The organism is Halomonas sp. NYA30, assembly GCF_976980765.1.
The window spans coordinates 426,726-452,100 of sequence record NZ_OZ334477.1 but is presented as its reverse complement, the minus strand read 5'-3'; the positions used below and the strand labels follow the sequence as shown (position 1 = coordinate 452,100).

Sequence of the window (25,375 nt, the reverse complement as noted above, 5' to 3'; positions counted from 1 at the left end):
GTTATCAGCCGCTGCTATACACCTTCCAGAGCGGGCGTTTCTTGCTCTTCAGGCTCTTCAATGGGCTGCACAATCAAAGTAAGCCGCTCAGAATCAAAATCGGTATGCGCTGGTTCAATATGCGGTAACGACTTATTAACTCTGGTAGATAATTGGCTGAAGCGGTCTACCTTGCCATAAAGCCCTTGCTGGCCCGCCAGGGCGGTCACGGCACCATTGTAATGGTTACTTGCAGCTTTAAGGGTGCCACCCAGCTTGCTAAGCCGCTCAGCCACCAAACAAACTTGGTTGTAGATATCACCGGCCTTTTCACTAATTTCACGCGCTTCGGTATTACTGCGCTCAATCATCCAAAGGTTGGAAACCGTGCGTAGTATGGGAATCAGTGTGGTGTGGGAAACCAGTACAATGTTTTTCTTGTAGCCATACTCGAAGAGGTCTTTATTATTTTTGAGCGCTTCGATATAGGCTGGCTCAATGGGCATGAACATCAGCACAAAGTTAGGGCTACGCATACCAGTGAGGTTGGTGTAATCCTTCGCAGCCAGGTCATCAATATGGCGTCGAACCGCTTTAATGTGCTCGGCCATGGCAAGGGTGTACTCTTCAGGACTCTCTGCGGATACAGCTCGATCATAAGCAACCAGGGAGACCTTGCTATCGATGATGATATGCTTGTTGTCTGGCAGTTTTATTAGATAATCCGTTTGTTTCTGCTTGCCCTCTGCATCCTTGAAGCTGCTTTGAACCTCAAAGTGGGCATCTTCAATTAAGCCACTCATTTCTAGCGTTCTACGAAGCTGCGCTTCACCCCAAGCCCCTCGCTGCTGGGAGTCCCCTTTCAAAGCTGAGGTTAAGTTGTGGGCTTCCTTGCTCATTTGTAAGCCAATTTCCAACACCTCCCTAATTTTTCCATTCATCTCGGTTTGGCCGCGAACGGAAGATTCGTGCACATCATTGACCCGCTTCTGGAAACCTTCGATCTGCTCACGAAACGGTTTCAACATACTATCGATGCTGCTCTGGCTGGTTTGCGTAAAGGTTTTGCCTTTCTCCTCGAATATCTTGTTCGCTATGTTCTCGAACTCTTTAGTAAGCGATTGTTTCGTATCGTTTAACTGCTGCATCTGTTCTTTGAAATGCTCTTCTTTACGTTCTAGCGTGGTTTTAAGTTCAGTATGTTCACTACTCAAGTTTTGGTACCGCTCCTGAAGCTGACTGTAACTCTCTTGCTGGGTCGACAGGTTTGCCTTGGCTTCTTTCAGTTGCTCTCTAGCCTCAGTGCCCGAAGACTCCAGGGCTTTTGCCCTCTTCCCTTCTTCGGCAAGTGCTTCTTTGCTTTGACTGACTTCCGCCCGCTGCTTTTGCAGCTCCCGCTCGGAATGCGCAAGGCGTTGGCTCAGATCGTCAGCTCGTTCATGAAGAGCACGCTTGTCTGCTTGGGATGTCTCCAGCTGTCTTTCTGTTTCGTGGTGGCGTTGGCGAGACTCTTCTAGCTTGTTGCTGACCACGGCCAGCTCATCTTTCTGACTCTGGAGTTCGCCAATCAGGCGCTGTTCACTGTGTTGAGCACCAGAAATCTCGGCTTGCAGTCGGCTTTCAGCCAAATCCTTCTCGTGCAGCGAGGACTCCAACGCTTTGATTGACTCTTGGGCTGCCTGACGCTGGTCGTTTGCTTGCTGCAGATTTTCTTGAAACTGCTCAAGTTGAGTGGTGAGCCAGGTGGACTTGCGGCTTTGTACTACTGTCGCCAGCAAAAAGCCCATTAGAGCCATAGCAGCACCAATCATGCTGGCAATAACGATCAATTCAGTCGTCCATTGAATGTTCTGCATAATTATCCCTGTATCCTGATGGGCTGGATGTCTGGTTTAAGGAACGGTCTTAGCACGTCGATCAGTTCGCCCACATCATCGGACTTGAATACGCCATCTATCCCTTCATGCGATACCGAGGTAAACGGCGCATCATAAAGAGTTTCAACGACGATGGAGCCGTGCTGGGAGATGTAGTTCTTCAACAGATTCATAAAGCGAACCTGCTGGGCGGTAAGGGCTGGATGTGCATGCAGAAACTTTTTAAAGTGTTTTTCTACCGCCTGAGAATCGAGGCCGATGACCTCTCGGACAGTAAGATCCAACTGATTGGCAGTGCGACCGTAAAAGTCATTCAGGACATCAAGGCTTACACCTGGGTGCGCAGTTAGGATAGTGGACGTCAGTGTTTGTAAATCCTCCTCAGCAATGGCTTCACCTCGGTGGATTTTTTGAAGTGTCGGATTATCCGAAAGCATTTTGTCGAGGATGGCTTTCAACCGCCGACGATAGGTCATTGCCTCGTTAGCGCCAGTAATATACACCTCACGCTCTTCTTCAAGAACATTGCCATCCTGGGTTCTAGTGGTACGTGTCTCTAAACCTGGGGAAACCGTTGCAGTGCGATATTTCATGATTCCACGTAACTCAAGCCGGGCATTCTCTAGCTTGTCGATGCTAGGGTCTGTCCAGAAGGAAGCACTTTTGACTTCCTCAATGATCTTGTCTTTCTGCCGAACCGCTTGGATATTGACAGCCAGTCTTCCTATTTCCGCGATCAATGTTGCCTTGCCATCCTCGAAGCAGCTCGCCTGTTCTACTAGGCAGCATTCAATACTGGCCATGAGTTTATCCAGTGCCGTCGCATGCTTATCTCGAAGCACTCGGTTGGACATAAGCGGAGCGATGGTTTCCGCCAGTAGATGCTGCGTTCTCGCATCTAGCTTATCCATTAAGTCCGTTTGCTGAAGCTGGTGAACCAGCCGCAAATGTCGACGTACCGCAATGCTCTCGTCAGGCAGGTCATTAATGTCTTCTTTGAGCAAACGCACGCCAATATCGTACCCAGCAGCATGGTTCTGCTTTATGGCTGCCTGCGTAAGAGCCAAGCGTTCCTCAAAAGTTGTTTGCAGAAGCGACTTACTACCGGTGTCTTCGGGCTCTTTGTATTCCTCCTCAAAGAAATCAAAGTTGCCGTAGTGATCGAAGATGAAGAACTCAGCCTTGTCCTGTCCCGGCCCGAAGAGGTTGGGCCTCAGGCGTGTGCCTCGGCCGATCATTTGCCAGAATTTCACCCAGGATTTAACAGGCTTAGCAAAGACTAGGTTAACGATTTCTGGCACATCGATACCGGTATCCAGCATATCTACAGATATGGCGATGCGGAATTCGTTATCCGATTTTTTGAATTCCTTAATCAAGCTACCCACATGAGGAATAGCATTGTGAATGACCTTACATACCTTAGTGCCGTATTGCGGATACATCTTGCAGAACAGTGTCTCAAGGTGTTCAGCATGATCCTGACGTTGAGCAAAAATGATGGTTTTCCCAACTAAAGATCCTGTCTCATCCTTGATACCATTGTTGACTAGGTTCTCCAGGATGATTCGGTCCGTGCTCTCGCTAAAGATTTTACGCCCAATATCTTTGCCAGCAATGACGGTATTGTGAGCTTCTTCTTCGCCCAAATCCTCTTCGAGCTGCTGCTGTTGATCTGGCGTGAGATCATTGTAGTGGATGCCTTCTCGCAGGAACTCGGTTGTCAGATCTTTGACCCTAAAAGGTACCAGGTATGGAGGCTCGTTATTGATAGCCGCATCTAGCCCGAATTCAAAAGTCGGGTCGGTAGTTTCACAGTCAAAAATATCAAAGGTATTACGACTGATGAATTTAACTGGGGTTGCTGTTAAACCAACCTGTAACGCATCGTAGTAATCAAATAAATCGCGATACTTGTTGTAGATACTGCGATGGCTCTCATCAGCAATAATCAAATCAAAGAAGCCCACATCCAGCTGGGCAAACCGGTTCATCATGCCAGGATAGGTAGCGATATAGATGCGGGCAGACGCATCAATCTGGCCACTCTCACCGATTACGTTACGTGGCTCGCTGGGTAAATTTTGTTTGAAAGCATCGTCTGCCTGGACCCGCAACTCTTTTCGATCACACAAAAACAGTACCCGTTTTGCCCAGCCAGTTCGCAGCATCAACTCAGCTAGAGCAATAGAGACACGAGTTTTACCGGTCCCGGTCGCCTGAATAATTAGTGCTTTGCGCCTTTGCTGCTGAAAGTGGGCCGCAACTGTCTTGATGGCCTCAATTTGATAAGGTCGGTCGGCAATTTTCAGTTCCGGATTGAAACGCTCAAGCTCAGCGGCACGGTAGTGACGTTGATAGATAAGAAAATCTAAGCTCTCTTTACTGTAAAACCCGTAGACCGGACGGTAAGCATTGTACTGGTGGTCATCCCAAATAAAGGTTTCATAGCCATTAGTGTAGAAAATAACCGGGCGCTTGAACCCCATATACTCGAATGAATTGGCATACAAACGCGCTTGCTCTCGTCCCGCTTGCAGGTTTACGGTGCCAGACTTCTTGGCCTCAATCAGAGCAAGTGGATGCCCGTTTTCTCCCCATAGAACATAGTCTACGTATCCCTTTCCTGAAGGGTTATCGGGGAATTTCACTTCTACTTCCTGACCAACCTGGGCGGGATTTTCGATATCCCAACCCGCTTTTACCAGCATTACATCAATAAGCCGTGCTCGTGTTTTTGCTTCATCCCATTGCAGGGAATCAGCGGTTTTCTGGCTATGCTGTTTGCGCTCCCGCTGCTCTTGCTCTTCTGGCTTCTTGAAAGTCTCGGCCTTCCTGGCACGCTCACGATCCAGCTCATCCATTACCCGGTGAAGTTCATCTTGCTGTTTTTTTAAATCTTGCTCGTAACTGGAAACCGATTGCTTCAACTCTAGGATGGCACTAGTTGGATCCGTGATTTCCTTGAAACTTGGTAAGCCATCTTTTCTTGCTCCACCATAGGTAAGCGCCATATAACCCGCTAACTGGTGGGCAGTCGAAAGCCCAATTTTGGCACTACGGAGGTCGCCTTCGGCACCGTGCGCAGAGTCATTTCCTTGAATTCTAAGAAAGTTAAGTTGATGGATAAGCGACTTATCGACACAGTCAGCAAAGACAGGATTTTTAACCAGCTCATAAAAACTGGCCTGAGGGAGCCGAGGCAGGGACTCTTCATTGTAGATAGTCTTTGTCATTTCCTCGGCAAAGCTCCGTAGTCTGGTCAAAGCACTACCGGGATCTACATATAGAACAGCCTCTGTTAAACCGCCGAGGTTTGCCAATACATCATACTTTGGCCGAAGAAATTCAAAATTAACCGACTTCATAAAAGAGACTCTGCTTGTGCCAATCCTTGTAACATCAGCAAGGACTGTGCCAGTTTTATTCAATGCCGTATTTTTCGATCCAATTGCTCAAGGTTTGCTGGCTCTTCAGCCCGAGAAGCCTTGCAGCTTTAGTCTTATTCTGGCCAGTGTGAGCCATAGCACCTTGTATATAATGGGCAGCCAAGCTTCCCATTAAAATATTTAAATCAATACCTTGACTCACATCGTGATTGAGTAGCCCGGGATCACGCTCAGGCATAGTAAACAGAGCCAGGCGCATATCTGAACCGGCTATGCTTTCGCCGGAGCCCCAAAGTGCTGCCCGTATAAGAGTTGATTGCAGTTCCCTAACGTTTCCACGCCAGGAGTGTTGGAGAATAATTTCTTTTGCATTAGCGGAAAGTTTTTTACCAAAAAATACGGAGTCTTGCTCGCCATGAGCTTTAAGCACCATGTCTGCGAGAAGCGAAAGATCCCCCTCACGGGCACGAAGAGGTGGAAGATGCAAAACACCCACGGCCACACGGTAAAACAAGTCTTCCCGAAAGTGCCCGTCTGCAACTGCTTCCATAAGATTGCGATGTGTGGCTGTGACAATGCGTACATCTACAGGCCGCTCTTTATCGCTACCCACCGGTACTATTTTTCCTTCTTGTAGCACTCGGAGTAGGCGGACCTGCGACTGTGCAGATAGCTCTCCGAACTCATCAAGAAGCAAAGTGCCACCATTAGCTTGCTGAAAAACGCCAAGACGATCAGAGACCGCACCTGTAAAGGCACCTTTCTTATGACCAAAGAGTGTTGAATCAACCAGCTCTTCTGGAATGGCACCACAATTTAATGCAACAAACGGCTTATCAGAACGAGAACTAGCGTTATGAATCGCTCGGGCAAATAACTCCTTGCCTGTACCACTTTCACCATAGATCAGTATTGGTACATTACGCTCAGCAAGAATTTGCGCCTGATGTTTGAGCAACTGCATGTGAGGGTTCTGAGTAACAATATTATCGAACGCGGCATTAATAGGCGCCCGAGAATCCATGAGGGCATTCAGTTTGTCATCTGAAATATCTGAAACCGCAGGCACAAACTCTGCAGCAAGTTCGAATGGAATCTTTACCTGTTCCACCCCTTTTTCAAGGGAAGACTGATAGAAAACAGCCGAGAACTTAGTTTTTCCTAATAGAATCCAGACTGCCTGCATAGCCGGAGTTCCAGGGCTTAGGAGAATGGATATTTCTGTACCTGTTGAAGCAAGCTTGGCTAGGTAAGGTTCCACCGCCAAGTAAATTTCTCCAAAATCGACAGGGGAGCTAAGACTTGCCTCACAAGCATCAATTGCGATGTCAGTGTGACGTTCGAGCCAAGCAATATAGGGAGACACCTGCTCGTATGGATAGGCATAGAGTAGTTGCACTGCGTCAAATGGGATGTTTTTCAACGTCGAGCATATTGGGCCAGCAGGTTCATGGCCCACAGCTTTTAGATCATTAGCCCCGATCCAGCTAATTAATGTCCTGTGTAATGACTTAGGCATCCGCGTTTTGAATCCAATTGGTTGGCAGACGGAGTTTTTGATCTTACCCAGCAAGAGTGGACACTGGTTTAAGCGATCATTCGGGCTTCAAATACCTCTGGGCTGATCATCCCAATGGCACTGTGCCGCCGTTGCTTGTTGTAGTCTAGCTCAACGTACTCAAACACCCGGCGCCTCATGTCGTTTCGCGTTTTAAATTGCTCCCCATGGATCGCTTCAACTTTGAGACTGTGAAAGAAGCTTTCGGCACAGGCATTATCATAGCAGTTGCCTTTGGCGCTCATGCTGCACTTAAGCTCATACCGTGTAAGCTGCGATTGGTAAAGCATGGAACAGTACTGACTGCCCCTGTCCGAATGGACTATCACGCCTTTAGGCATTTTGCGTTTCCATAGCGCCATTTGTAGCGCGTCACAGACAAGATCGGCCGTCATACGCTCACTCATTGCCCAACCAACCACCTTACGAGAATAAAGATCAATCAGCACTGCTAGGTAAAGCCAGCCTTCGCCCGTTGCTAAGTAGGTGATGTCACCCACCCACTTTTGATTGGGGGCTGAGGCAGTGAAGTTTTGTGCTAGCAGATTCGGCGCTACTGGCAGCGAATGTTGAGAGTTTGTGGTGGCCTTAAACTTACGGGCTGCTTTAGCGCGCAAACCCTGACGCTGCATGCTGGCAGCCACCGTCTTACGGTTGATCGGCAGCCCATCATCTCGAAGGTCTAGTGCTAATCTCGGGGCGCCTGAGCGCCCCTTACGTTGGTGATAAGCCGTCGCCACGCGCTGATCAATAATGGCTTGCTGGCTGCGTTTTGGGGACGAAGCTCCTTCGCGCTGCCGCCAAGCGTAGTAGCCACTCCGAGCGACCCCGACAACATGGCACATACGCTGAACACTGAAAGCCTGGCGATGACGATGGATAAAGGCGTACTTCACTTCAGGCTCTTCGCAAAGTACACCGCGGCCTTTTTTGTGATGGCCAACTCTTCATTTGCTTCGGCTAATTGGCGCTTCAAGCGGGCGTTTTCTTCTGCCAACGACTGCTCTCGTTCAGAGGTCTCTTGCTGAAGCTGCGCTTTGGAGCGCCACTGATAAAGCTGACTCGCATGTATGCCCAGCTCACGAGCCGCTGCTGCCACACCAATGCGATCAGCCAGCGCTAACGCTTCTTGACGGTAGGCATCTGAGTAACGGGTATAAGATTTTTTCTTCATTGATGTTGTCGATCTTGCCATGGTTCACCTCATCGTAGCGTATTACATTTTTGAGGTGTCCACTGTTACTGGGCAAGATCATTTTATACTTATCCGTGGCTAATTTCTTTATCGACTGACAGAGCCTTTTTCAGTAGATGCAGGATGCCGTGCTTCTTGATAAGCTGGCCATAGTGTTCCAGCAGCTTGCGCTGCCAGTCAGCAAGATTATGTTTTTTAGCTTAGCCAGCTGAATACTCTGAGTTTGCTCCAAAAAATCGCCAGAACAGCTTTTCATCAATGGCATACTGGGCATTAAAACCGATAGGCAAGCCAAGACGAAAACCGCTGTTGGCCACCAGATCGTCGGCCGGTGTTTGTTTGCCTCACATCGCCGGCAGCTTTCATCTCTTCGGTTGTCATACCAGTGAGGGCCTGCTCGATAGTAGTCTCCAGTGCCTGCTCGTTGGTTTGGCTACCCATCACAGCCTTCTCCCTGTTGGTAATGCATCCGCAGCACCTCAAGCATCCGTTTTTGGTGTGTGGCAAGTTCTGCCTCGGCCCACTGATTTCCGACATCGGTGTACAGCTCAAAAATCGCTTTGAGCTTTAATGAGTCATACCGGGGTTTACTTTGAAAATCTGCCTTTTTCTTGAGCACAGTCTGATTGCTGTAGGATGAGTTCTCACCCGGACTCAACAGCACCAAGTTACCGAACGCATCCAACGAACTCTTTGCTAGGACAGTTTTATGCTCCTCATTCTGAGGATGCACATGCTCAACAGAATTCTTCGAGGTGATGCGATAGCGTTTCAGCTTGTCATTGCGCTTATCGCCATGCTTCCACAGCAGATACTCCAGCTTCTGAAACCAGTAGTGCTCAAAACTGGTACCATGGGGCGTATCCAAATACCGCTCCTTCGTGAACCAGGCAGCCAACACTGGGTGCCGCCCGCTGGCTATTTTAAAGCTGGCTTCTTTCTGGGTTTCAGTGGTTAACGACAGTTCGTTATCCAGCTGTTCCAGTGTTGCCAGTACCTGTGAGTCCGTCATATCAGGCTGGTCAATCAAGCGTCCAAGCAGCGCTGTTAGCCAATACTGGGCTGAGCGATCGCCGGTAAAATTACGCACAGACTGCAACTGCACCAATTCGCCCAGATCTTTTGCCGTACGGTTGATGTAGTAATGATTTCCAGACAAGGATCGGCTGATGGTGGTTAAACGTAACTGAGGGTCTTCCCTGTCATCATGTTCAACCCACTTCACCACCCAGGTATCAAACTGGTAGCGCACTTGCCACAGTAGCTCGATAAAGGCCTTAATGACGGCCTCATCCTGCTTTAGCAACCCCTCAAAGCAGGCTAGTAAGTTACCGGCTTTGATGCGTGGCCCCAGATCAGGCCAACCCTTTTGTGCATGAAAAATTCGCAGGGCATGAATCAGCAGCAGCTCAAAGCCGATGATGGAACGACAGTAAACCGTTTCTGCGTCGATATTTTCCGTAGTGTCGTTCAGTTCTTTTTCTTTGACATTTTCCGGGGCATCACCGGCATTCATCTCTGCCAATAACTGAGCCACTGATTTACCCTTGCTATCTTCTATGCCCGATGCGCTGTCCGGTTGTGAAAAGGCACCACTGAACCGTTTCATATCCTTGTATTCCAGATCATTCCAACCGGCTTGGGGAAACAGTTGACGCAGGTTGCGCTCGAAATAGTTTTCAAGATGCTCGCAAGCCTGCCAGATCTTGCTGTACAACGCTTTATCGGTGTTGATCTTCTTCAGGAGGCGAGCTTTCAACAGATCCACCGGCTCCAACTGAATGCCGGCAGTATTCATGCTGGCAAAGAGGCGGTTCAGGTCCATGGTGACTGGCACAATGTTATTGACCCAAATAACCTTGCTGTACAGGTAATCGGCAAAGGCACCGAGATCAAAGTCAGGGTCCTTTTTCAGTCTTTCGACCTGCTGCTGGAGCACTGTCAGGTTGGCTGCCAGCGATTTCAGGTATTCATCGTGTTTGATTTCTTCATCCCCTGGCCGGGGAAGTTTTTCCAGCCCCGCATAACTGCCTAGCAGATTGCTGACAGAATCGCGGATCTCGAAGCTCAGGCGTGAATGCTCAGCCAACAGCGATACTTCGGCCAGTTTCGAATACACGCCCTCTGCCTTTGCCTTGAAGGCGATAGAAATGAGCATCAGGGTCGTTGTGCGCTGCTGCCCGTCGATCAGTTCATACACTTCTCGATCGTCAAAAGCTCGCCGAGCAGAAAGCGAACTACCAATAAAGTATTGCGTCTCGCCGGTTGAGAAAGCCTCTTTAATGTCCTCAAACAACTTGACCACATCGTCGTCTGACCAGACATAGGGCCGCTGATAACTGGGAATCAGAAAACCCAGGCCACGGTCGTTCACCTTCTGTAAGGTCAGTAGTTCTGTGTTCACCTGATGGCAGGTTGCCACTGAACTCATAGCGGATCTCCTGCCACTTTAAGAGTGATCGCCTGAGCAAAGCTTTCTTTGTATTGTCCAGGCTTCAATTCCAAAACAAAGAACTCGCAGACTTTGTCCATAAAGCGTTTTTTCACGCTGTTTTTATCCAGATTGCTGCCCTCCACCATTAACACAAAGCTATCCAGATAGGCGAAACACTGCTCCGGCGTGTAACTGAGCCCGATCCAATCCAGTACCGGATACTCTCTGGTAAAGGCATAAATTGATTTTTCACGCACGGCTTTCTGATTGCTGACCCGACGTGAATACACCACCAGGAAGAGTTTTTTGGCTGCCAGTTCCAGCTGGTTCTCGCCGAACTGGCTGATGTAGAGCAGCAGGCAGGCTTTGTACAAACCTTCCAGATAGCCGCAGCCCTCCATGCCTTTGAGCCAGACGATGAGTGAATGATAGCCGGGCAGATGGGGCAAGTCGGGTTTTTCCCAGTAGTCGTTATACAAGCCCTGGAAATAGCTCAGATAACGAATGGTATTGACCCCGGCATTCAGCGGCTGGCGCACATCGTAGCCCTGTTGCGCCTGATGGTGGCTGACATCACCTGACAGTCCGGTGTAGCGATAGGTACGGCCAAAAGCGATATCTTCACCCTTGCCGGTTAGTTGTGCGAATTCCGACACGATGCAGTCCCGCAGCTGTTTTTTTTGCTGATGCGAAGGCAGCTCACGCATACTGATCCGCTGCCAATAGCGGCCCTTTAACAGCGCGCTGACGGTGTCATCCAGCTTGCCCAAGGATTCCCACTGTTTGGCAAACGGCTTCTGATGCAGCTTATCTACCGCACGCAGGTGGTGCGCCTTAATAATATCCGGCCCACCCAAACGCACACCCCCGGTATTCTGGGTTTCAAAAAAGCGGTAAGCGTCGTCTTCCGACTGGGTGACCACCAGTGTGAACTGCAGCTTGTTAAAATCCACCAAACCTTGCCAATACTCCGGCTGGCTGCTGAAATTCTCTTTCAGCCATTTCAGGTTGTGCTTGATCTGCTGCTGACTGATGGGATGCTCGTACTCCAACCCTTGCAGCAAAGAAGCCTGAATTTCGCTGTGCGGTTGTAGCAAGCAACCCATCAACGCCAAGGTGGTGATGCGCTGCTGGCCATCAATAATATTCAACTGACCATGGGCCTGATGCAGAATCAGGCTGCCAAGATAGTAAGACAGCGCCGGGCGGTGTCTGCTGTGTGCAGTAATATCCTGCAGCAAAGCGCTCAACTGGGTATCCTGCCAACAGTAAGGGCGTTGATACTCGGGAATCGTCAACTCCCCAACAATGGCCGTGCCATCACTGCTGAGAATGCGAGCATCACCCGTAACCTGATCTCCCAGCAAGTGACCGGAAAACAACTGGGCAGCACTGCATGTTGCAACCTGAACCGTCATCTTTGGTCAGTCCTCCAGCATCTTGTGGGTGATTTTGATTTTTCCTGTCACAACTCTGTGGGTCAGAGTGGGATTGATCCTGATCAGTAACAATGGACACCTCACCGTTTCATCCTGACAGCAATACAACTTGTAGCCGATGGATGTTTCTATGGTGAAGTTGACCTTATCGACGCGCCGACCTAACTTCCGTGACGCCTGATTATCTCGCGCATTTATAGCAACACCAATGTTTGGCCCCCACCAAGCAAGCTCCAGATTCGCCACTACTTCGCCTTTATCATTTACGAGATCGCTGGCATACCCGCTGCACGATACTGTGCTATAAGGCCCTCAACAGCTGGGTTAGCAAACTTGGCGATTGCATCCCAACCCGATCCTATCTTAACTTGAGCCTGCTCACGCCGTAGCCGAGATTCAGCGGGGTCGAGCATGCGAATGGCACCGGTCTACTCTTCCAGTTTGATAAGAAAACGCGCGCTTTTGCCGCTCACCAGTTCCGAAAGGCCCTCCACGGTGAGCACATAGCCGCCGTTGTCACTGGGCCTGCCCGAAGGACGATCCATTCGCAATCACGGATAACCACCCGCTCACCGAGGGCGTAAAGAGCTGACATTCCTGTTTCCTTGTTTCAACCAGAGGCGACAAAGAGATGCCAGGAGGGTGAGCAAAAGCTCCGACACCCCCCGTCGCACTATTTTTGTCATGCTAAATAGTGAGCAATCATTAATAATAATGAGGGTATCACTATGCTATAAGAAGAAATAGTCAATCCTATAAATACCTTACTAAACCATTAGTACTAGCTTAACCCAATCAAGCGACACTTAACGTCGCATGCATCTATCATCATCAGTCGACCACCCTGCCTTTAGGTTAAACACTCGATGCGTTCTCTGATCAGCCAACCCTTTACATCCACCTACCTTAGGGGGTTTTCAGGCTTTTTGCGGCGCATCTGGCCTAATAAGAAGCCACCCTGTGATCATCGCATTACATTTGATGTGTCCTCGTCGGTGGGTTATCCGATGGTAGTACGGCTTTCGCCCTGGCAATCTGCAACACCCTTTGCGTGGGTAAGCGAGGCGGAAGGTGAGCCGCTGGCATCAGGCGCTTTTTTAGAACCGCCCGGCATTGGCTGGCACACGCTGATGGATACCCACGGCGATGCCTTAACCCAAGGCATGCCAGAGGCACTTCGAGTTGCCATTAATGCGGTGCCCTTCCTGGGCGTCGCGCTGGCGCAAGTGGCTGGGCGTTTGAGCACGGCGTTAGAACTGGCAGCATCGTCGCCGCTTTTACTTCTACTGCTCGTCGATAAAGGTCTGCAGGCACAGTGGTCTGAACAGACACTCTCTGCTGTGCTTAGCGAAAAACAAGCCACGCTATGCGGCATGGTCGGCTTGCCAGGCACACAGGCCAGCGCCAAGCTGCTGCGTCGGTGCCAGCTCAGCCCTATGATTCAGCGGGAATTTATCGTGCTTAAACGCGCACTTCACGACCCATCAACAGCGCGGCTATTACGCCACCACCCAGCGCCTTACGTGCAGCAGCTTATTTTCTTAGCGAATTACCACGGTGAACGCTGGCCGGGCTTACTGTTGCTGATGGATGACGCGCTAACGTCTGGCCGTGGGAGTGCATGGCTGAAAGAGATGCTGAGCGATACTCAGCGCTTGGCCGAGGCTAATCTGGAGGCGCTGCATCGCGTAACGACGGTGAAAGGATTGCAAGCACTGCACGACCGACAAATAACACGTTTTAATACGCGCATGGGTATGGGGGATATGGTCCGTGATGCCTCTTTACTTGAGAAGCGCCATGGGCCGTATCCTTCACCGCCGTTGCCTAACCGTGGTGCCATTTCGGCCATCACATCGTGGAAAGGCTTGCTGCTCGAAGGAAAGCGGATGCATCACTGTGTGGGCAGCTACGACCACCCCGTTGCGCGGGGCCATGTCGCGATTTATCACCTGCATATACCGGAACCGGTCACGATTGCCATCGCGCCTCAGGGCCACCAGTGGGGACTAAGCCAAGCACGCGGCGTACGAAATACCACGCCGTCGCTGGAAGCACAGCAAGTGATACATCGATGGCTGGCTGCGCAAGCAGACGCTTAGCCTTCGTCACTCTCTTCACCGCCCTCTTTTTAATGCGATGTTAGTGAATGCGGCATTAGTTGTCGCAGCACTGCCGTAGCGTACTACTTTCTTCACTCAGGGAAGGCAGGCTATGGATATACAGACGTGCTCATCAACTGCTTCAGCGACAGCCCAACAAGAACTCGCCAAGTGGCAAGCGGATCGGGACGTCTGGGCTAACACACTCCCTATCATGAATTTTTTAAGCCCGTTTTTAACCCTAACGCCGGTCGTATCACCATCGTTTGATGGCGCGAGCACCGATGGTCGGTATCTTTATTTTTGCCCCCGCTATAGCGCTACTCTCTGCGATGAATCACGCCGCTTTTTACAAGCACATTTAATCTGGCACTGTGTTGCAGGCCACTTAACGGCACCACTGGTCGCTAACCACCACCGCTGGCACCTCGCCTGTGATCACGAGGTGAACGCACTGTTGCTTGAGCTGGGTATCACGCTCCCGTTTGATGCGTTGCTGTTTCCCGTCTGCGTTGGGCGAAGCGCGCGGAAGGTATATCGGTGGCTTGAAGGGCACCCCAATACATCTTTAGAGAAAACGGCCGACATACACCCCGCCGCGCTCTGGGCGCATCTGCCTAATACGACACCTGAACATAGCATCGTGACGCTATGGCGTCACCGTGCTCATTTGCTCGCTCGGGAGACGGATACACTGCCCGAGAGAGTCGCTAAGTTTTGTGAGGCACGGTAGACTCTTTCGTTTTCATCATTAATCCTCGGAGTGGCGTCACTATGTCCGATGCGCGCGATACGCTTTTTCGCTATTTGACGCTACTGCAGCTCATTCCTCGCTCCCCAGGGCGCATTTCTACCCCGGTGCTAAAAGAGAAACTCGCGGAACGCGGTTTTCATATTGATACGCGGTCGTTACAGCGTGATTTAGGTCAAAAACTCTCAACGCAATTTCCGATTGGCTGCGACGATAGCCAAAAACCTTACCGTTGGTATTTTGATCGTGCGTTCCAGTGCCACTTACCGGCACTGGACGTGCCGAGTGCGTTAACGCTGGTGCTTGCCGAGGAGTACCTTAAAGGACTGCTCCCCCCGGTGGTGGTGGGTCAGTTAATGCCCCACTTTAACGATGCACGGCAGTTACTAGACGGCATGGCGTCTAACGGCCTGAGTAAATGGGCCCGCTGCGTGCGCGCGATTCCTAATGGCAAAGCGTTAATTCCCGCCGAGCTAGATGAAGCTATCTGGCAGACGGTCGCTGAGGCATTGCTGGAACAAAAAGCAATCGACGTGATGTATTTATCACGCACCTCTGAAACAGAAAAACCGTTAACGCTTCATCCCCAGGGGATTGTTAGCCGCCATAGCGCTACTTATTTACTGGCACACGTCGATGGGTTTGAGGATCTCCGCCAGTTTGCCCTGCACCGGGTGAAACACGCGGCGTTCAGCCAGCGCGCTTGGCAAGCCCGTGACGATTTCGATATTGATCGCTATATCCAAAGCGGTGCGTTTGGCTATCGCCAAGGTCCAGACAATGTGGTGTTAGAGGCAGAGATCGCACGCCCGGTCGCTTGGTTATTGCAAGAAACACCGCTGTCAGAGCAACAAACGATTGACGCCTTGCCGGACAGCCAGTGGTATCGCCTGACCGCCCAGGTGCCCGATGATCAGCAAACCCTCTGGTGGCTGATGGGCATGAGCACCAATGTCAAAGTGCTTGCACCAAGTGCGTGGCGAGAGACCCTAAAGGCGAATGCGGCCCAGGTACTGGCACATTACCAGGACACCCCGGACACCTGCGATACGCACTAAACACGGGCTGTTAATAACCACGTCACGTTAAGGAGAACGACATGCTCTGCTTTGCTTATGGATCCAATATGTCAACGCAGCGCTTAGCCGCACGGATTCCGGCACGCTTTGTGACTACCGCCCTGCTACCTGCGTATCGGTTAGCGTTTCATCAGCGTAGTGGGGACGGCTCGGGCAAGTGCGATATTGTGCCCGCCTCAGAGCAGTCCGCGGTATATGGGGTTATTTGGGAGGTTGCTTCTCATCATAAGCCCACCCTCGATCGTTACGAGGGGCTTGGGGTGGCCTACAACGAAACCTGGCTGATGGTCACGGACCTTGCCAGTGACCGTCAGTTTGAGGTGCAGGCGTATGTGGGCAACGTCACCGCCCTAGGGCTTCGTCCATATACATGGTACAAGCACCATGTGCTGGCCGGTGCACGTGAACATGGATTACCCGCCTACTATATTCGTGCGCTGGAACGCATTGAGGCCCACCACGATCACGATGCCGAACGCCACGCGCTCGAAATGGCGTTGCATGGTCACGCTGAACCATTAGTGCGGGGGGTATGATGGACAATAATGCGCGCTTAATCGCTTTTTATCGTGGGGAAGGCCACGATCATAAAGGGCGTCTACTTGAAGAGATCTGGTCACTCTCGCCTTTCTGGCTAGAGCATACCCACGACTACATTCAGTGGCTGTTCCCTATCCCTGAGGCAGGACGGTTTAACGGCTTTGCGCCCCTTTTAACGCCTACTGTCAAAACAGCCTTTGAGGGTAGCGACATTATGCGCCAGCACCAGCAGCGCTCGCTGGAGGTTATGCTCGATTTTTTTGGCCTCACTCGGGAAGAGAATGGCATCGTCGCTCAACCAACCCTGGCGATGCCAACACACATCTGGCTGAAAGCCGGTGGCCATAACCATTTACGAATCTCACGTATCATTCGGTCGTTAGTCTTGTGCCATCAGCCAGACCTTGCCCGCGCCTTTCAGCAAGCGGTCATGGAGATCGGCATCAAGCAGGGGGTGGTATCCGACACGTCAATCCAGTTTTGGCGGGAGGCAATACCATGCACATGACCACATGTGTAGATTGATACGCCGTTGCACGAACAACTTGGAATCCGTGAAACGGCTCCTGAGCCACACGAAGCTGGAAAGCACTGCAAGATATCTTGGGATTGAAGTAGATAATGCGCTGGCAATGGCAATGGCAATGGCAATGGCAATGGCAATGGCAATGGCAATGGCAATGGCAGAAGTTTGAGGCACACTAACAGCATGCGATGCAAGGCCATCGTTTACGGCCTCAAATAAACCGCACCCCGGAATAATCGGTTCATTTCATGTGCGCAACAAAAGTCGCTCATTGACGCATTAACTTACCGACACGCTATTAATTTATAAAGGTTATTTATGAGTTTTGCATTCGATGATAAAGGAAAGAGTTATAGTCAAATCTGGTGGATGGCAGTCAGGCGGCAGTCCTGTCTGATTGATCGGTTACCTGCTCCCCATCCTGAAACCGGACGTTGTTCACGACCAGCTCCAGCTTGCTGAACCCCTTGATGCGCTTCCAGCGTTTCTCGGCGCTCTGGAGCAGCTTGAAGACCATCGCCAGGGTCGTCGCCCGGGATCCGCAGTTCCGGCTGCGCTTGCTCCGTAGACGGACCGTGGCGAAGGTCGACTCGATCGGGTTGGTGGTGCGGATATGCACCCAGTGCTCTGCTGGATAGTCGTAGAACGCCAGCAGCTCGTCCCGATCCTTGGCCAGGCACGCCATCGCCTTGGGGTACTTGGCCTCGAAGCGTTTCAACGTGCGATCGAAGGCCTTGTGCGCCTCGTCGCGGGTCTCGGCCATCCAGATGTCATGGAGGTCGGCCTTGACCTTGGGCTGCACTGATTTCGGCAGTTTGTTCAGCACGTTAGCGGTCTTGTGGACCCAGCAGCGCTGATGGTCGGTTTCCGGGTAGATCTTGCTCAGCGCCAACCAGAACCCCATGGCACCGTCGCCCACCGCCAGCTTGGGGGCTTGAGTCAGACCGCGCTCTCGTAGCCCCGTCAGCAGCGTTTCCCAGCTGTCTGCCGACTCACGGAAGCCGTCCTCGACGGCCACCAGCTCCTTGCGGCCCTGCTCCGTGACGCCGATGATCACCAGCAGACACAGGCGGTCATCCATGCGCACGTTGCTGTACACGCCGTCGGCCCACCAGTAGACGTAGCGACGGTCTGACAGGTCACGCTGCCGCCACTCGGTATGCTCGTCTTCCCATTGTTTCTTGAGCCGAGACACCGTGTTGGCCGAGAGCCCCTTGGCCTGGTCGCCCAGCAGCGCCGCCAGCGCCTCCTGGTAGTCGCCAGTGGAAATCCCCTTCAGGTAGAGCCAGGGGATCAGTTCCTCGATGCTGCGGGCCCGCTTCAGGTAGGGCGGCAGCAGGCTGCTGTTGAAGCGAGCACCACCGCCGCTGCGGTCACGCACCTTGGGCACCTGCACGCTGACATCCCCAATCCCGGTCTGGACCGTGCGCTCGGGCAGGTAGCCGTTGCGGACCACGGCCTGACGTCCATCGTCGAGCCGCTGATCGGCATACTGCGCCAGGAAGGTGGCCAGCTCGGCCTCGACGGCCTTGGCGATCAGGTCACGGGCACCTCGTCGCAGCAGCTCGTGCAGCGGGTCAGTGACCTGGGGTTCTGGTTGTGAAAGAGCCCGGAGGGTAGAATCGGTCATGGCGTATCCACTCGTGTTGGTTGAGATCTTGGTCGTGATCAATCAACAGGATACGCCACCCTTCCTACCTCCTCCCATACACCAGACTTGAGCTTAACTCTAAAGGAAAAGGAGCAGCACAAGCCTATTGGAATGCTCTTTCACGGTTGAAAGAAGTCTGGATGGATGTGTTCGGCACGGAACTGTACATTGAGCAAAGTAAAGCCAAAGATGCGTTCCAAGAAGCTGTTGCGAAAGTTAGTAATGCGCTAGCTAACAACCCAAAAAACACTAAAGACTTCAGCGAATATGGGGACATTCAACATCCTGAAGATCCCAACTGTCTCGCTCAGGCTCTGCTTAAAGCGGCCGACATTGATAATTTAAGCCCCAATTTTTTGATAGGCATTATGCTTGAAAGGCTTTCTGAACTAAGCCTCAATGAGATCTCTGAGATCGAGCTACGTTACTTCTTGAGAGATGTCCTTGATGACGCCTTTGAAGGGTTGGGCACACGTCGACCAAATGTTGGTGCCAACCGGCATTGGCCGCGATTAAGGCAGTATCTAAGAGAAATTGAAGAAGTTTATATCGGCCATACTCGCGCACAACCCAGCATAATGCTACGGAATACGCGTGGCGGGCGTATGGCCCTGAATCCCCGTGACCCAAGGCGACTCACACTGCTGATTGACCCAGAGTGTTTCTAATTATTGGTATTAAGATTTAATGATTGAATCGTGCCGTGTTGGCTTGGCGCCTTGAGTTATAAAATATTTCAATATAATTGAACACGTCGCGCCTAGCCTCCTCACGGGGCCGACTGAAACGCCTGCCCCACGCTTGCTCAGATTTAAGCGCACACCGGGGGGTTAAGGTAATACTCCTCTGATAACGAAAGGCCATCCAGTCTCCTTGGAGGTGCTTACTTAACGATTCACACGTCGATTATCACGCGTACACAGTACCACCGCGCTTCCTCTTCTTCGCGGCGTCGAATCACTGCTTGCATTGCTGCCTCAGAAGAGGCGTAGCGAGATTGAGGCGTGCCATAGCTGTATTGGGCACTTCGCTTTTTGCGTGTGCCGTCTGGGGTTAGCTCGTACCAGGCCGCCGTCCATATCGTGGTGCCACAAGGACGTTCATAGTGATACACCCCAATTATTGGCCCGGCAGGCCGTTGACGATGGCGCGCCACAGAGCATGCCTCGACCAACAGTAGCTCTCGCCAGCACTTATGACCCCATATTTCCACCCCACTTGGCTAGCGCGGTCACTTACGGTAATGAAAATTCGCAATCGTATGAAGCATGTATGCAGCAAGCTGTTAGCACTGTCGATATGGTTACCTGCATATCAAACGAATATGAGCGTCAAGACCAGAGGCTCAATGACAACTACCAGCAGCTTTGTAGCCAGTTGAGCAGTGAACGGCGCGACCAGTTGCTTACCGCCCAACGCGCATGGATTACATACAAGGAAGCCAACTGCGGTTTCTATGCTGACCCGGAAGGAGGAACAATGGCGCGCATCAACGCCAATTCATGCTTGCTCAGCGAAACCACCAAGCGAGCAGATGAGTTGAAAAACCTGATGCAACCCTATTAGTCAGGCTAACAGGCATGATGACCTTTATTACAGCACTGACGATAAACTAGCGCTTATAAGCTGTACTGAAGTACTAGATCATCAAATAAAAGAACCGCACTAAGCACGAGGTAGGTATCCGAGCAGATCAAGAACTCGCGGCTATTGAGCTGAGATTATCAGCGCTTGAGAAGGAAAAGGCTGCCCTTCTTTCCCGGAAGAGCGAGCTGCATCATGCTGCGCCCCGACCTCCAGTACCGCAGCTAACCCCCGATCAAAAAACCAAACTGTTCCGGAAGCTTTTTCGTGGCAGGCAGGATGTCTATGCGCTTCGCTGGCAGAATTCCGGTGGCCGTTCCGGCTATGCCGTCGCCTGTGTCAACGAATGGGTTCCAGGGCTCTGTCAGAAACCCCAGATCAAGTGCGGAGAATGTCCCCACAGAAAATTCAAACCCCTAGACTTTAGTGCAGTATACGACCATCTGTCGGGCAAGCAGGTGGTTGGCCTTTACCCTTTACTACCGGATAGCTCCTGCTATTTATTGGCAGTAGATTTTGATAAAGAGAACTGGAAAGCAGATGTCCGTGCGCTAGCTCAGGCTTGTCGTGATGAAGATATCCCTTATCTTGTTGAGATCTCCCGGTCTGGAGCGGGAGCCCATCTGTGGATATTCTTTTCGGAAGCCGTTCCGGCTTGGGCAGCGAGGACGTTGGGGTTCAAGTTGCTGGATAAAGCCATGGACCACCATCCGGGCTTGTCCTTCAATTCCTATGACCGGTTATTCCCCAATCAGGACACGATGCCCGCTGGTGGATTTGGCAATTTGATTGCTCTTCCGCTCCAATACCAGGCGCGAAATCGCGGATGTACAGTATTCGTCGACGATGTCTTGATTCCTTATCCGGATCAATGGGCATTGCTCAGTCGGCACAAGCCTCTTTCACCGGCTCAGCTCGGAGAAAAGGTCGGCAGGGAGCCTGATTCCGATGCTACCGCAGACGTTACAATGCCGTGGGAGCAAGCGTTACCAGTTGAGACAGAGAAAATTATCGGTTGTCCTGAAACCATCACGCTCATACTGGCCAATCATATTTATATGAAGTTGTCAGACATACCGGGGACGCTGGCTGCACGAATTAAGCGCATGGCGAGCTTTGCCAACCCCGTATTTTTCAAAACACAGGCACTGCGTTTCTCAACGCATGGTATTCCTCGCTATATATCCTGTGCCCGAATCGAGCAAGGTTATCTCTCGGTACCAAGAGGCTGTTTTGATGAGCTCCAGGCATTGTTGCTGGGTCAGGGAATAACGTTAGCAATCGATGACCGCAGAATGCCAGGCCAGATTCTAAATGGCATCAGCCTGAAAGCAACGCTGCGTGATGATCAGAATAGGACGGTGGAGGTACTTGCCGAGCATGATACCGGAATACTTCATGCGCCGACCGCGTTTGGTAAAACCGTAACGGCCATTGGCCTTGTAGCCAAGCGGCAGGTCAACACCTTAATCCTCACTCACAATCGCCAGTTATTAGATCAGTGGAAGGAGCGCCTGGAAACATTTATGGAGGGCGTCTCCGTGGGTGTGATAGGCGGTGGGAAAAAGAAACCTACCGGTCAGATCGACGTTGCCACCTACCAGAGTCTGATCAATAAGAAAGACAATACGGTCTCCGACCTGGTTAGTGAATACGGCCAGATCATCATCGATGAATGCCACCATATCTCAGCCCCTCGCTACGAGATGCTTCTTAATGAAGTCAGCGCTCGCTACGTCGTCGGCCTGACCGCAACGCCTGACCGCCAAGATGGGCACCAAAAGATCATGCTGATGGTTGCGGGGCCCGTTCGTCACAAAGTTCGTGCGGAACATAGCTCCCGGTTTGTTCAGCGCGTCATCGTTCGGGAGCGTCATGAAATTCCACCTGCCGATATTTGTCAGTCTCGTGAACGCCCTCATATAGCCTCAGTTTACCGCTGGCTTGCACAGAACAACGCCCGGAATCAGGACATTGTTCAGGATGTAGCAAGCTGCGTGAACAACCAGGCAAACTGCCTTCTACTGACGGAACGACGAGAGCACGCCGAGACACTGGCAGCACTGTTGGCCGCTGAATCCATAACGTCGGTTGTGTTGCGTGGAGGGATGCGTGTCAGAGAACGTCAGGCAGCGGAAGCGCAGTTACATAAGGTCCAGGTTATCGTTGCAACCGGCAAATACATCGGAGAAGGTTTTGACTTGCCTCGGTTAGATACGTTGTTTTTAGCCCTGCCCATCGCCTGGAAAGGAACGCTGTCGCAGTACGCTGGCAGGATCCACCGAGCCGTTGAAGGCAAGCAGGAAGTCACTGTCTATGACTACCTTGATACTGGACTGCCAATGCTTGAACTCATGTACCGAAAACGAGAGAAAGGCTACAAAGCCATGGGGTACCAGTTTACCGCTTCAGGGCAAACCAAGCTGCTTTAGACGTTGAGAGCACAACTAATCAAGCGATGCCTTGGTGACGCTCTTTCTGAGCCCAGCTTTCAAGATTTTCTGCCAGCACCCCTTTATTCCCCATCAGACTGTTGGCGAGTTACTGCTTGAACATTTCGTCAGGGTTGCTAGCAAACAGTATATCGCGTGACCAGACTTTCAGTTGGTCATGATCAGCTTGTTCGATCCGATTCTCCACCCAGTGCGGGACTTCACCAAATTTGAAGCTAAGCTGAGCCCGAAGATTATCGCGAGCTTCATCGAGACGGCCTTCAGAACCGCTCCTGTTGAGCCCAGTTCTCTAAGTTCTCTGCCAACATATCTTTATCCTCCACCAAGCTATTGAGCTGATCCAGATTGATTTCAGCTCCAAGCCACTGCAGATAGCGCTTCAGTCAGCGGGTGATAACCAATAAACCCGATCGCCTGAATGATTGCCCACAGGCGACCGTAAACCTTGGTTCAATGACCTTCTGCTTGAGTTGCTCGCAATAAAAATACGCCACGTGGTGCATCATATTGCGATCCACTGATGGCTAATGCTCAAACACGGCACGCTGAGCTGGTCACTCTCAGGCAGCAACCTCTTTCTCGTCTTCAATCTCTAGTTCGAGATGGAAGTGAGCCGGCCCTGTCAGGTTGACCAAGGCATCAAGGCTGAACTTGTTAATGCGACCGTTCAGCAGATCATTGAGGCGCGGCTGAGTAATTCCTAATCGGTCGGCTGCTTCTTTCTGAGTAATGTTCCACTCCCTGACACGGCCAGCAATTTTTGCCATGAGCTCGGAACGGAGCCTCATATTCAACGCCTCCTCAGGCGTATCCTCAATGGCATCCCACACACTGTTGTAATATTCGATGGCCATTATCTCACCTCACTTAGTAGCTGGACTCAGGGCAGCTCTTTGTATCGCTGTTTGCCCAAATTGATGTCTTTTTGGGACGTCTTATGGGTTTTCTTCTGGAAGCAGTGGAGAATAAATACCACATCATCTCGGTTGGCCACGTAAAAAACCCGAAAGGCACCGTTATTTTCTCGAACACGGATTTCCATCACACCAGAGCCAACGCTTGGCATCGGACGAAAATCGTCTGACTGACCTCCAGACTGAATTTTGTCTATCTGAAACCCCGCTTCTCTCTTGGCATCCAGAGGGAAGTCGCGCAGCCTATCCTTAGAGTCTCCGACGAATGCAACAGGTTTCTTGCGCGCCACGCTGACTCCTCAATTTTCATAATGCTTATATCAATACCGATATAATAGACTCATAAATCAAATGGCTCAAGCTTGATGTCGAAAACTACGAGGTGCCAATGCTCCATTAGGTTCCGTTTATCCATGAATCACGTCTATCGTTAGCCTTGGTCTTACCCAGCAACAGTGGCGACATCAGACCGCCCGACGAGGGAAAGCCGCGAGTTGTTTCATGCCACACAAGGACTTCGACAGCTGTGGCTGTAAGGGTTACGCCTACCATAAAGCCGACGTCATGCTCCTCGACCTTTCTCCCAAAGCCAACTGTTAACTTACACTAACGGAAACATCGCAAATAGAAGCCGAAGCAAAACTCAGCACCGGCTGATGGCCACTGTCGACCAGTTCAATCGTGAGTTAGGACAAGGGACAATACAGCTAGGGTTGCCACGGGCAGGCAACGCCTGGACATTACGTTCTGAACACCGGACTCCGAGCTACACCACTCGATGGGAAGAGCTGCCGCATGTACGCTAATCACGCGTACGGAAGCTATAGTTGCTAAATTAGGAAATAGCATTAAAAACTGCGTTTATTTAACCTTTCGAGCACATGTAGTAGCTGATAAATTATTTTTGCGCACATATAGTAGCAAATAAGAAGGAGTCGGTAGTACATCTCACTACACAATATAAATTTTTCTTAGCATAGAGCCTAAACCTTTCGATCCTAAAGTATTGAGGAACAACATGCCCAAAGAACAAAAGAAAACGCATTTTCAGTATCCTGAAAACCTCATCATAAAAGTAGTTTCTTTAGAAGATGCTATAAAGCTTCAATATATCAACGGCATCGAATGCACCCCAGAAAATCTAGCAAATACTGAAATAAAAGATTTCACTTACCACTTACAAAGTATTTTAACTAAGTACATCGAAGATCTATCACCTGACACCGAAGACCGCATTGAAAATAAATTTTTCATAGAAACAGAAGGCGAGCATAAAAACAAATATATTGGCATGCTGTTTTTAGAAAACCAACCCCATCAAGAAGCGCTCACACATAAGCTTGCCCTCTTAGCTTACAAAATAACGTACTCCGTTATCACGCAAAAAGATATTTTAAGCGTCACCTATACCGATCAAAAATCATCAGACGACAAAGCATTTATTACAGAACACTCTGAAAAATTCATTAACAAAAAAAATGCACGATCTATTAAGCATCCGTTTACCGTATCACCTGAAATAGATAACAAAACACAACCAAAAGTGGAACTCCTAGTTAGCGGTCAGTATTGTGCACCAACGTTTTCAACACATAAACCGACGCCAATGGAAGGGTATGCTGTACCAGCAGGATATGATGAATACGACAACACAATTTCTCTTTACAGCATCGATTCAACTAATAAAATATCAAGCAAACCTTTCACGCTAATCTGCAACCATGCTGATCATATAATGACATTAGCCTGTGCAAAAGTTAATAACGACATTCTATACTATACCGGCGATCGTTTTGAAAACCCCAAAGGCCCCAACAAACAAAAGACATATGTGTTGTCTACTCTTTCTATTGCGAGCGATGACAATCCTTACGAAACCTTTCAGCTGCAATCTAGCTAACGCC

The 25,375-nt window shown here is 50.6% G+C and carries 21 protein-coding genes; 11 read left to right on the top strand and 10 right to left on the bottom strand.

Translation table 11 applies throughout. The features are described from left to right. Positions 1-14 precede the first annotated feature (14 nt). The 6 genes from ACWI0H_RS02165 to ACWI0H_RS02140 all read right to left on the bottom strand — a co-directional run bounded on the left by ACWI0H_RS02165 (position 15) and on the right by ACWI0H_RS02140 (position 11,850). Entirely contained in the window at positions 15-1,835 is a 1,821-nt protein-coding gene (locus ACWI0H_RS02165) for a DNA recombination protein RmuC (protein WP_485874673.1), read from the bottom strand. A gap of 2 nt (positions 1,836-1,837) precedes the next feature. After that, the gene (locus ACWI0H_RS02160; RefSeq protein WP_485874672.1) at positions 1,838-5,224 is read right to left on the bottom strand and encodes a type I restriction endonuclease subunit R; all 3,387 of its coding nucleotides are present in this window, start codon (positions 5,222-5,224) and stop codon (positions 1,838-1,840) included. Between the two features lie 55 nt (positions 5,225-5,279). Next, on the bottom strand, positions 5,280-6,764 hold the full coding sequence (locus ACWI0H_RS02155) for a sigma-54 interaction domain-containing protein (RefSeq protein WP_485874671.1): 1,485 nt from the start codon (positions 6,762-6,764) through the stop codon (positions 5,280-5,282). 68 nt (positions 6,765-6,832) lie between these two features. Then, positions 6,833-7,998 (bottom strand): IS3 family transposase gene (locus ACWI0H_RS02150; RefSeq protein WP_485874670.1). Its coding sequence is split into 2 segments (ribosomal slippage): positions 6,833-7,737 and positions 7,737-7,998, totalling 1,167 coding nucleotides; the frame shifts between segments, so codons are not numbered across the junction. A 433-nt stretch (positions 7,999-8,431) separates the two neighbouring features. Further along, positions 8,432-10,429, bottom strand: a complete 1,998-nt coding sequence (locus ACWI0H_RS02145; RefSeq protein ID WP_101147629.1) for a DUF262 domain-containing protein — start codon at positions 10,427-10,429, stop codon at positions 8,432-8,434. Further along, positions 10,426-11,850 carry a DUF262 domain-containing protein gene (locus tag ACWI0H_RS02140; protein ID WP_101147628.1) on the bottom strand — a complete coding sequence of 475 codons (1,425 nt, stop codon included), beginning with the start codon at positions 11,848-11,850 and terminating at the stop codon, positions 10,426-10,428. Before ACWI0H_RS02140 ends, ACWI0H_RS02145 begins: the two co-directional genes overlap by 4 nt. Positions 11,851-12,737: 887 nt before the next feature. Between ACWI0H_RS02140 and ACWI0H_RS02135 the strand changes: the two genes are divergently transcribed. The 6 genes from ACWI0H_RS02135 (at position 12,738) to ACWI0H_RS02110 (ending at position 17,038) form a co-directional block, all read left to right on the top strand. Further along, positions 12,738-13,973, top strand: coding sequence for a PcfJ domain-containing protein (locus tag ACWI0H_RS02135; protein WP_101147626.1), 1,236 nt, complete (start codon positions 12,738-12,740; stop codon positions 13,971-13,973). A 112-nt stretch (positions 13,974-14,085) separates the two neighbouring features. Beyond that, a complete protein-coding gene (locus ACWI0H_RS02130; RefSeq protein ID WP_101147625.1) occupies positions 14,086-14,706 on the top strand; it encodes a DUF2201 family putative metallopeptidase in 621 nt (206 codons plus the stop codon). A gap of 41 nt (positions 14,707-14,747) precedes the next feature. Next, positions 14,748-15,782 (top strand): helix-turn-helix transcriptional regulator, encoded by a 1,035-nt coding sequence (locus ACWI0H_RS02125; RefSeq protein ID WP_101147624.1) that lies wholly within the window; start codon positions 14,748-14,750, stop codon positions 15,780-15,782. A 41-nt stretch (positions 15,783-15,823) separates the two neighbouring features. Beyond that, entirely contained in the window at positions 15,824-16,339 is a 516-nt protein-coding gene (locus tag ACWI0H_RS02120) for a gamma-glutamylcyclotransferase family protein (protein ID WP_071695207.1), read from the top strand. Next, the gene (locus ACWI0H_RS02115; protein WP_232774954.1) at positions 16,336-16,851 is read left to right on the top strand and encodes an opioid growth factor receptor-related protein; all 516 of its coding nucleotides are present in this window, start codon (positions 16,336-16,338) and stop codon (positions 16,849-16,851) included. Before ACWI0H_RS02120 ends, ACWI0H_RS02115 begins: the two co-directional genes overlap by 4 nt. 46 nt (positions 16,852-16,897) lie before the next feature. Beyond that, positions 16,898-17,038 carry a hypothetical protein gene (locus tag ACWI0H_RS02110; protein WP_485874669.1) on the top strand — a complete coding sequence of 47 codons (141 nt, stop codon included), beginning with the start codon at positions 16,898-16,900 and terminating at the stop codon, positions 17,036-17,038. A gap of 207 nt (positions 17,039-17,245) precedes the next feature. Here ACWI0H_RS02110 and ACWI0H_RS02105 read toward each other — a convergent pair whose 3' ends face one another. Next, positions 17,246-18,499: an IS256 family transposase gene (locus ACWI0H_RS02105; RefSeq protein ID WP_054641842.1), complete on the bottom strand. Its 1,254-nt coding sequence runs from the start codon at positions 18,497-18,499 to the stop codon at positions 17,246-17,248. A gap of 161 nt (positions 18,500-18,660) precedes the next feature. Between ACWI0H_RS02105 and ACWI0H_RS02100 the strand changes: the two genes are divergently transcribed. Beyond that, on the top strand, positions 18,661-19,188 hold the full coding sequence (locus tag ACWI0H_RS02100; protein ID WP_485874668.1) for a hypothetical protein: 528 nt from the start codon (positions 18,661-18,663) through the stop codon (positions 19,186-19,188). Between the two features lie 227 nt (positions 19,189-19,415). Here the strand turns inward: ACWI0H_RS02100 and ACWI0H_RS02095 are convergent, their stop codons facing one another. Then, positions 19,416-19,676 carry a hypothetical protein gene (locus tag ACWI0H_RS02095; protein ID WP_157826566.1) on the bottom strand — a complete coding sequence of 87 codons (261 nt, stop codon included), beginning with the start codon at positions 19,674-19,676 and terminating at the stop codon, positions 19,416-19,418. Between the two features lie 116 nt (positions 19,677-19,792). On the opposite strand from ACWI0H_RS02095, the gene ACWI0H_RS02090 reads away from it, so the two are divergent. Continuing rightward, the gene (locus ACWI0H_RS02090) at positions 19,793-20,086 is read left to right on the top strand and encodes a lysozyme inhibitor LprI family protein (RefSeq protein WP_157826565.1); all 294 of its coding nucleotides are present in this window, start codon (positions 19,793-19,795) and stop codon (positions 20,084-20,086) included. A 116-nt stretch (positions 20,087-20,202) separates the two neighbouring features. Further along, positions 20,203-22,536: a TOTE conflict system archaeo-eukaryotic primase domain-containing protein gene (locus ACWI0H_RS02085; protein ID WP_101147621.1), complete on the top strand. Its 2,334-nt coding sequence runs from the start codon at positions 20,203-20,205 to the stop codon at positions 22,534-22,536. Between the two features lie 581 nt (positions 22,537-23,117). Here the strand turns inward: ACWI0H_RS02085 and ACWI0H_RS02080 are convergent. Both ACWI0H_RS02080 and ACWI0H_RS02075 read right to left on the bottom strand, forming a co-directional pair. After that, entirely contained in the window at positions 23,118-23,411 is a 294-nt protein-coding gene (locus ACWI0H_RS02080) for a helix-turn-helix domain-containing protein (protein WP_008958885.1), read from the bottom strand. A gap of 26 nt (positions 23,412-23,437) precedes the next feature. Beyond that, positions 23,438-23,761, bottom strand: a complete 324-nt coding sequence (locus tag ACWI0H_RS02075; protein WP_101147620.1) for a type II toxin-antitoxin system RelE/ParE family toxin — start codon at positions 23,759-23,761, stop codon at positions 23,438-23,440. A 366-nt stretch (positions 23,762-24,127) separates the two neighbouring features. On the opposite strand from ACWI0H_RS02075, the gene ACWI0H_RS02070 reads away from it, so the two are divergent. Both ACWI0H_RS02070 and ACWI0H_RS02065 read left to right on the top strand, forming a co-directional pair. Continuing rightward, entirely contained in the window at positions 24,128-24,277 is a 150-nt protein-coding gene (locus ACWI0H_RS02070; RefSeq protein WP_101147619.1) for a DUF4113 domain-containing protein, read from the top strand. A 212-nt stretch (positions 24,278-24,489) separates the two neighbouring features. Then, positions 24,490-25,371 (top strand): hypothetical protein, encoded by an 882-nt coding sequence (locus ACWI0H_RS02065; protein ID WP_101147618.1) that lies wholly within the window; start codon positions 24,490-24,492, stop codon positions 25,369-25,371. Positions 25,372-25,375 lie beyond the last annotated feature (4 nt).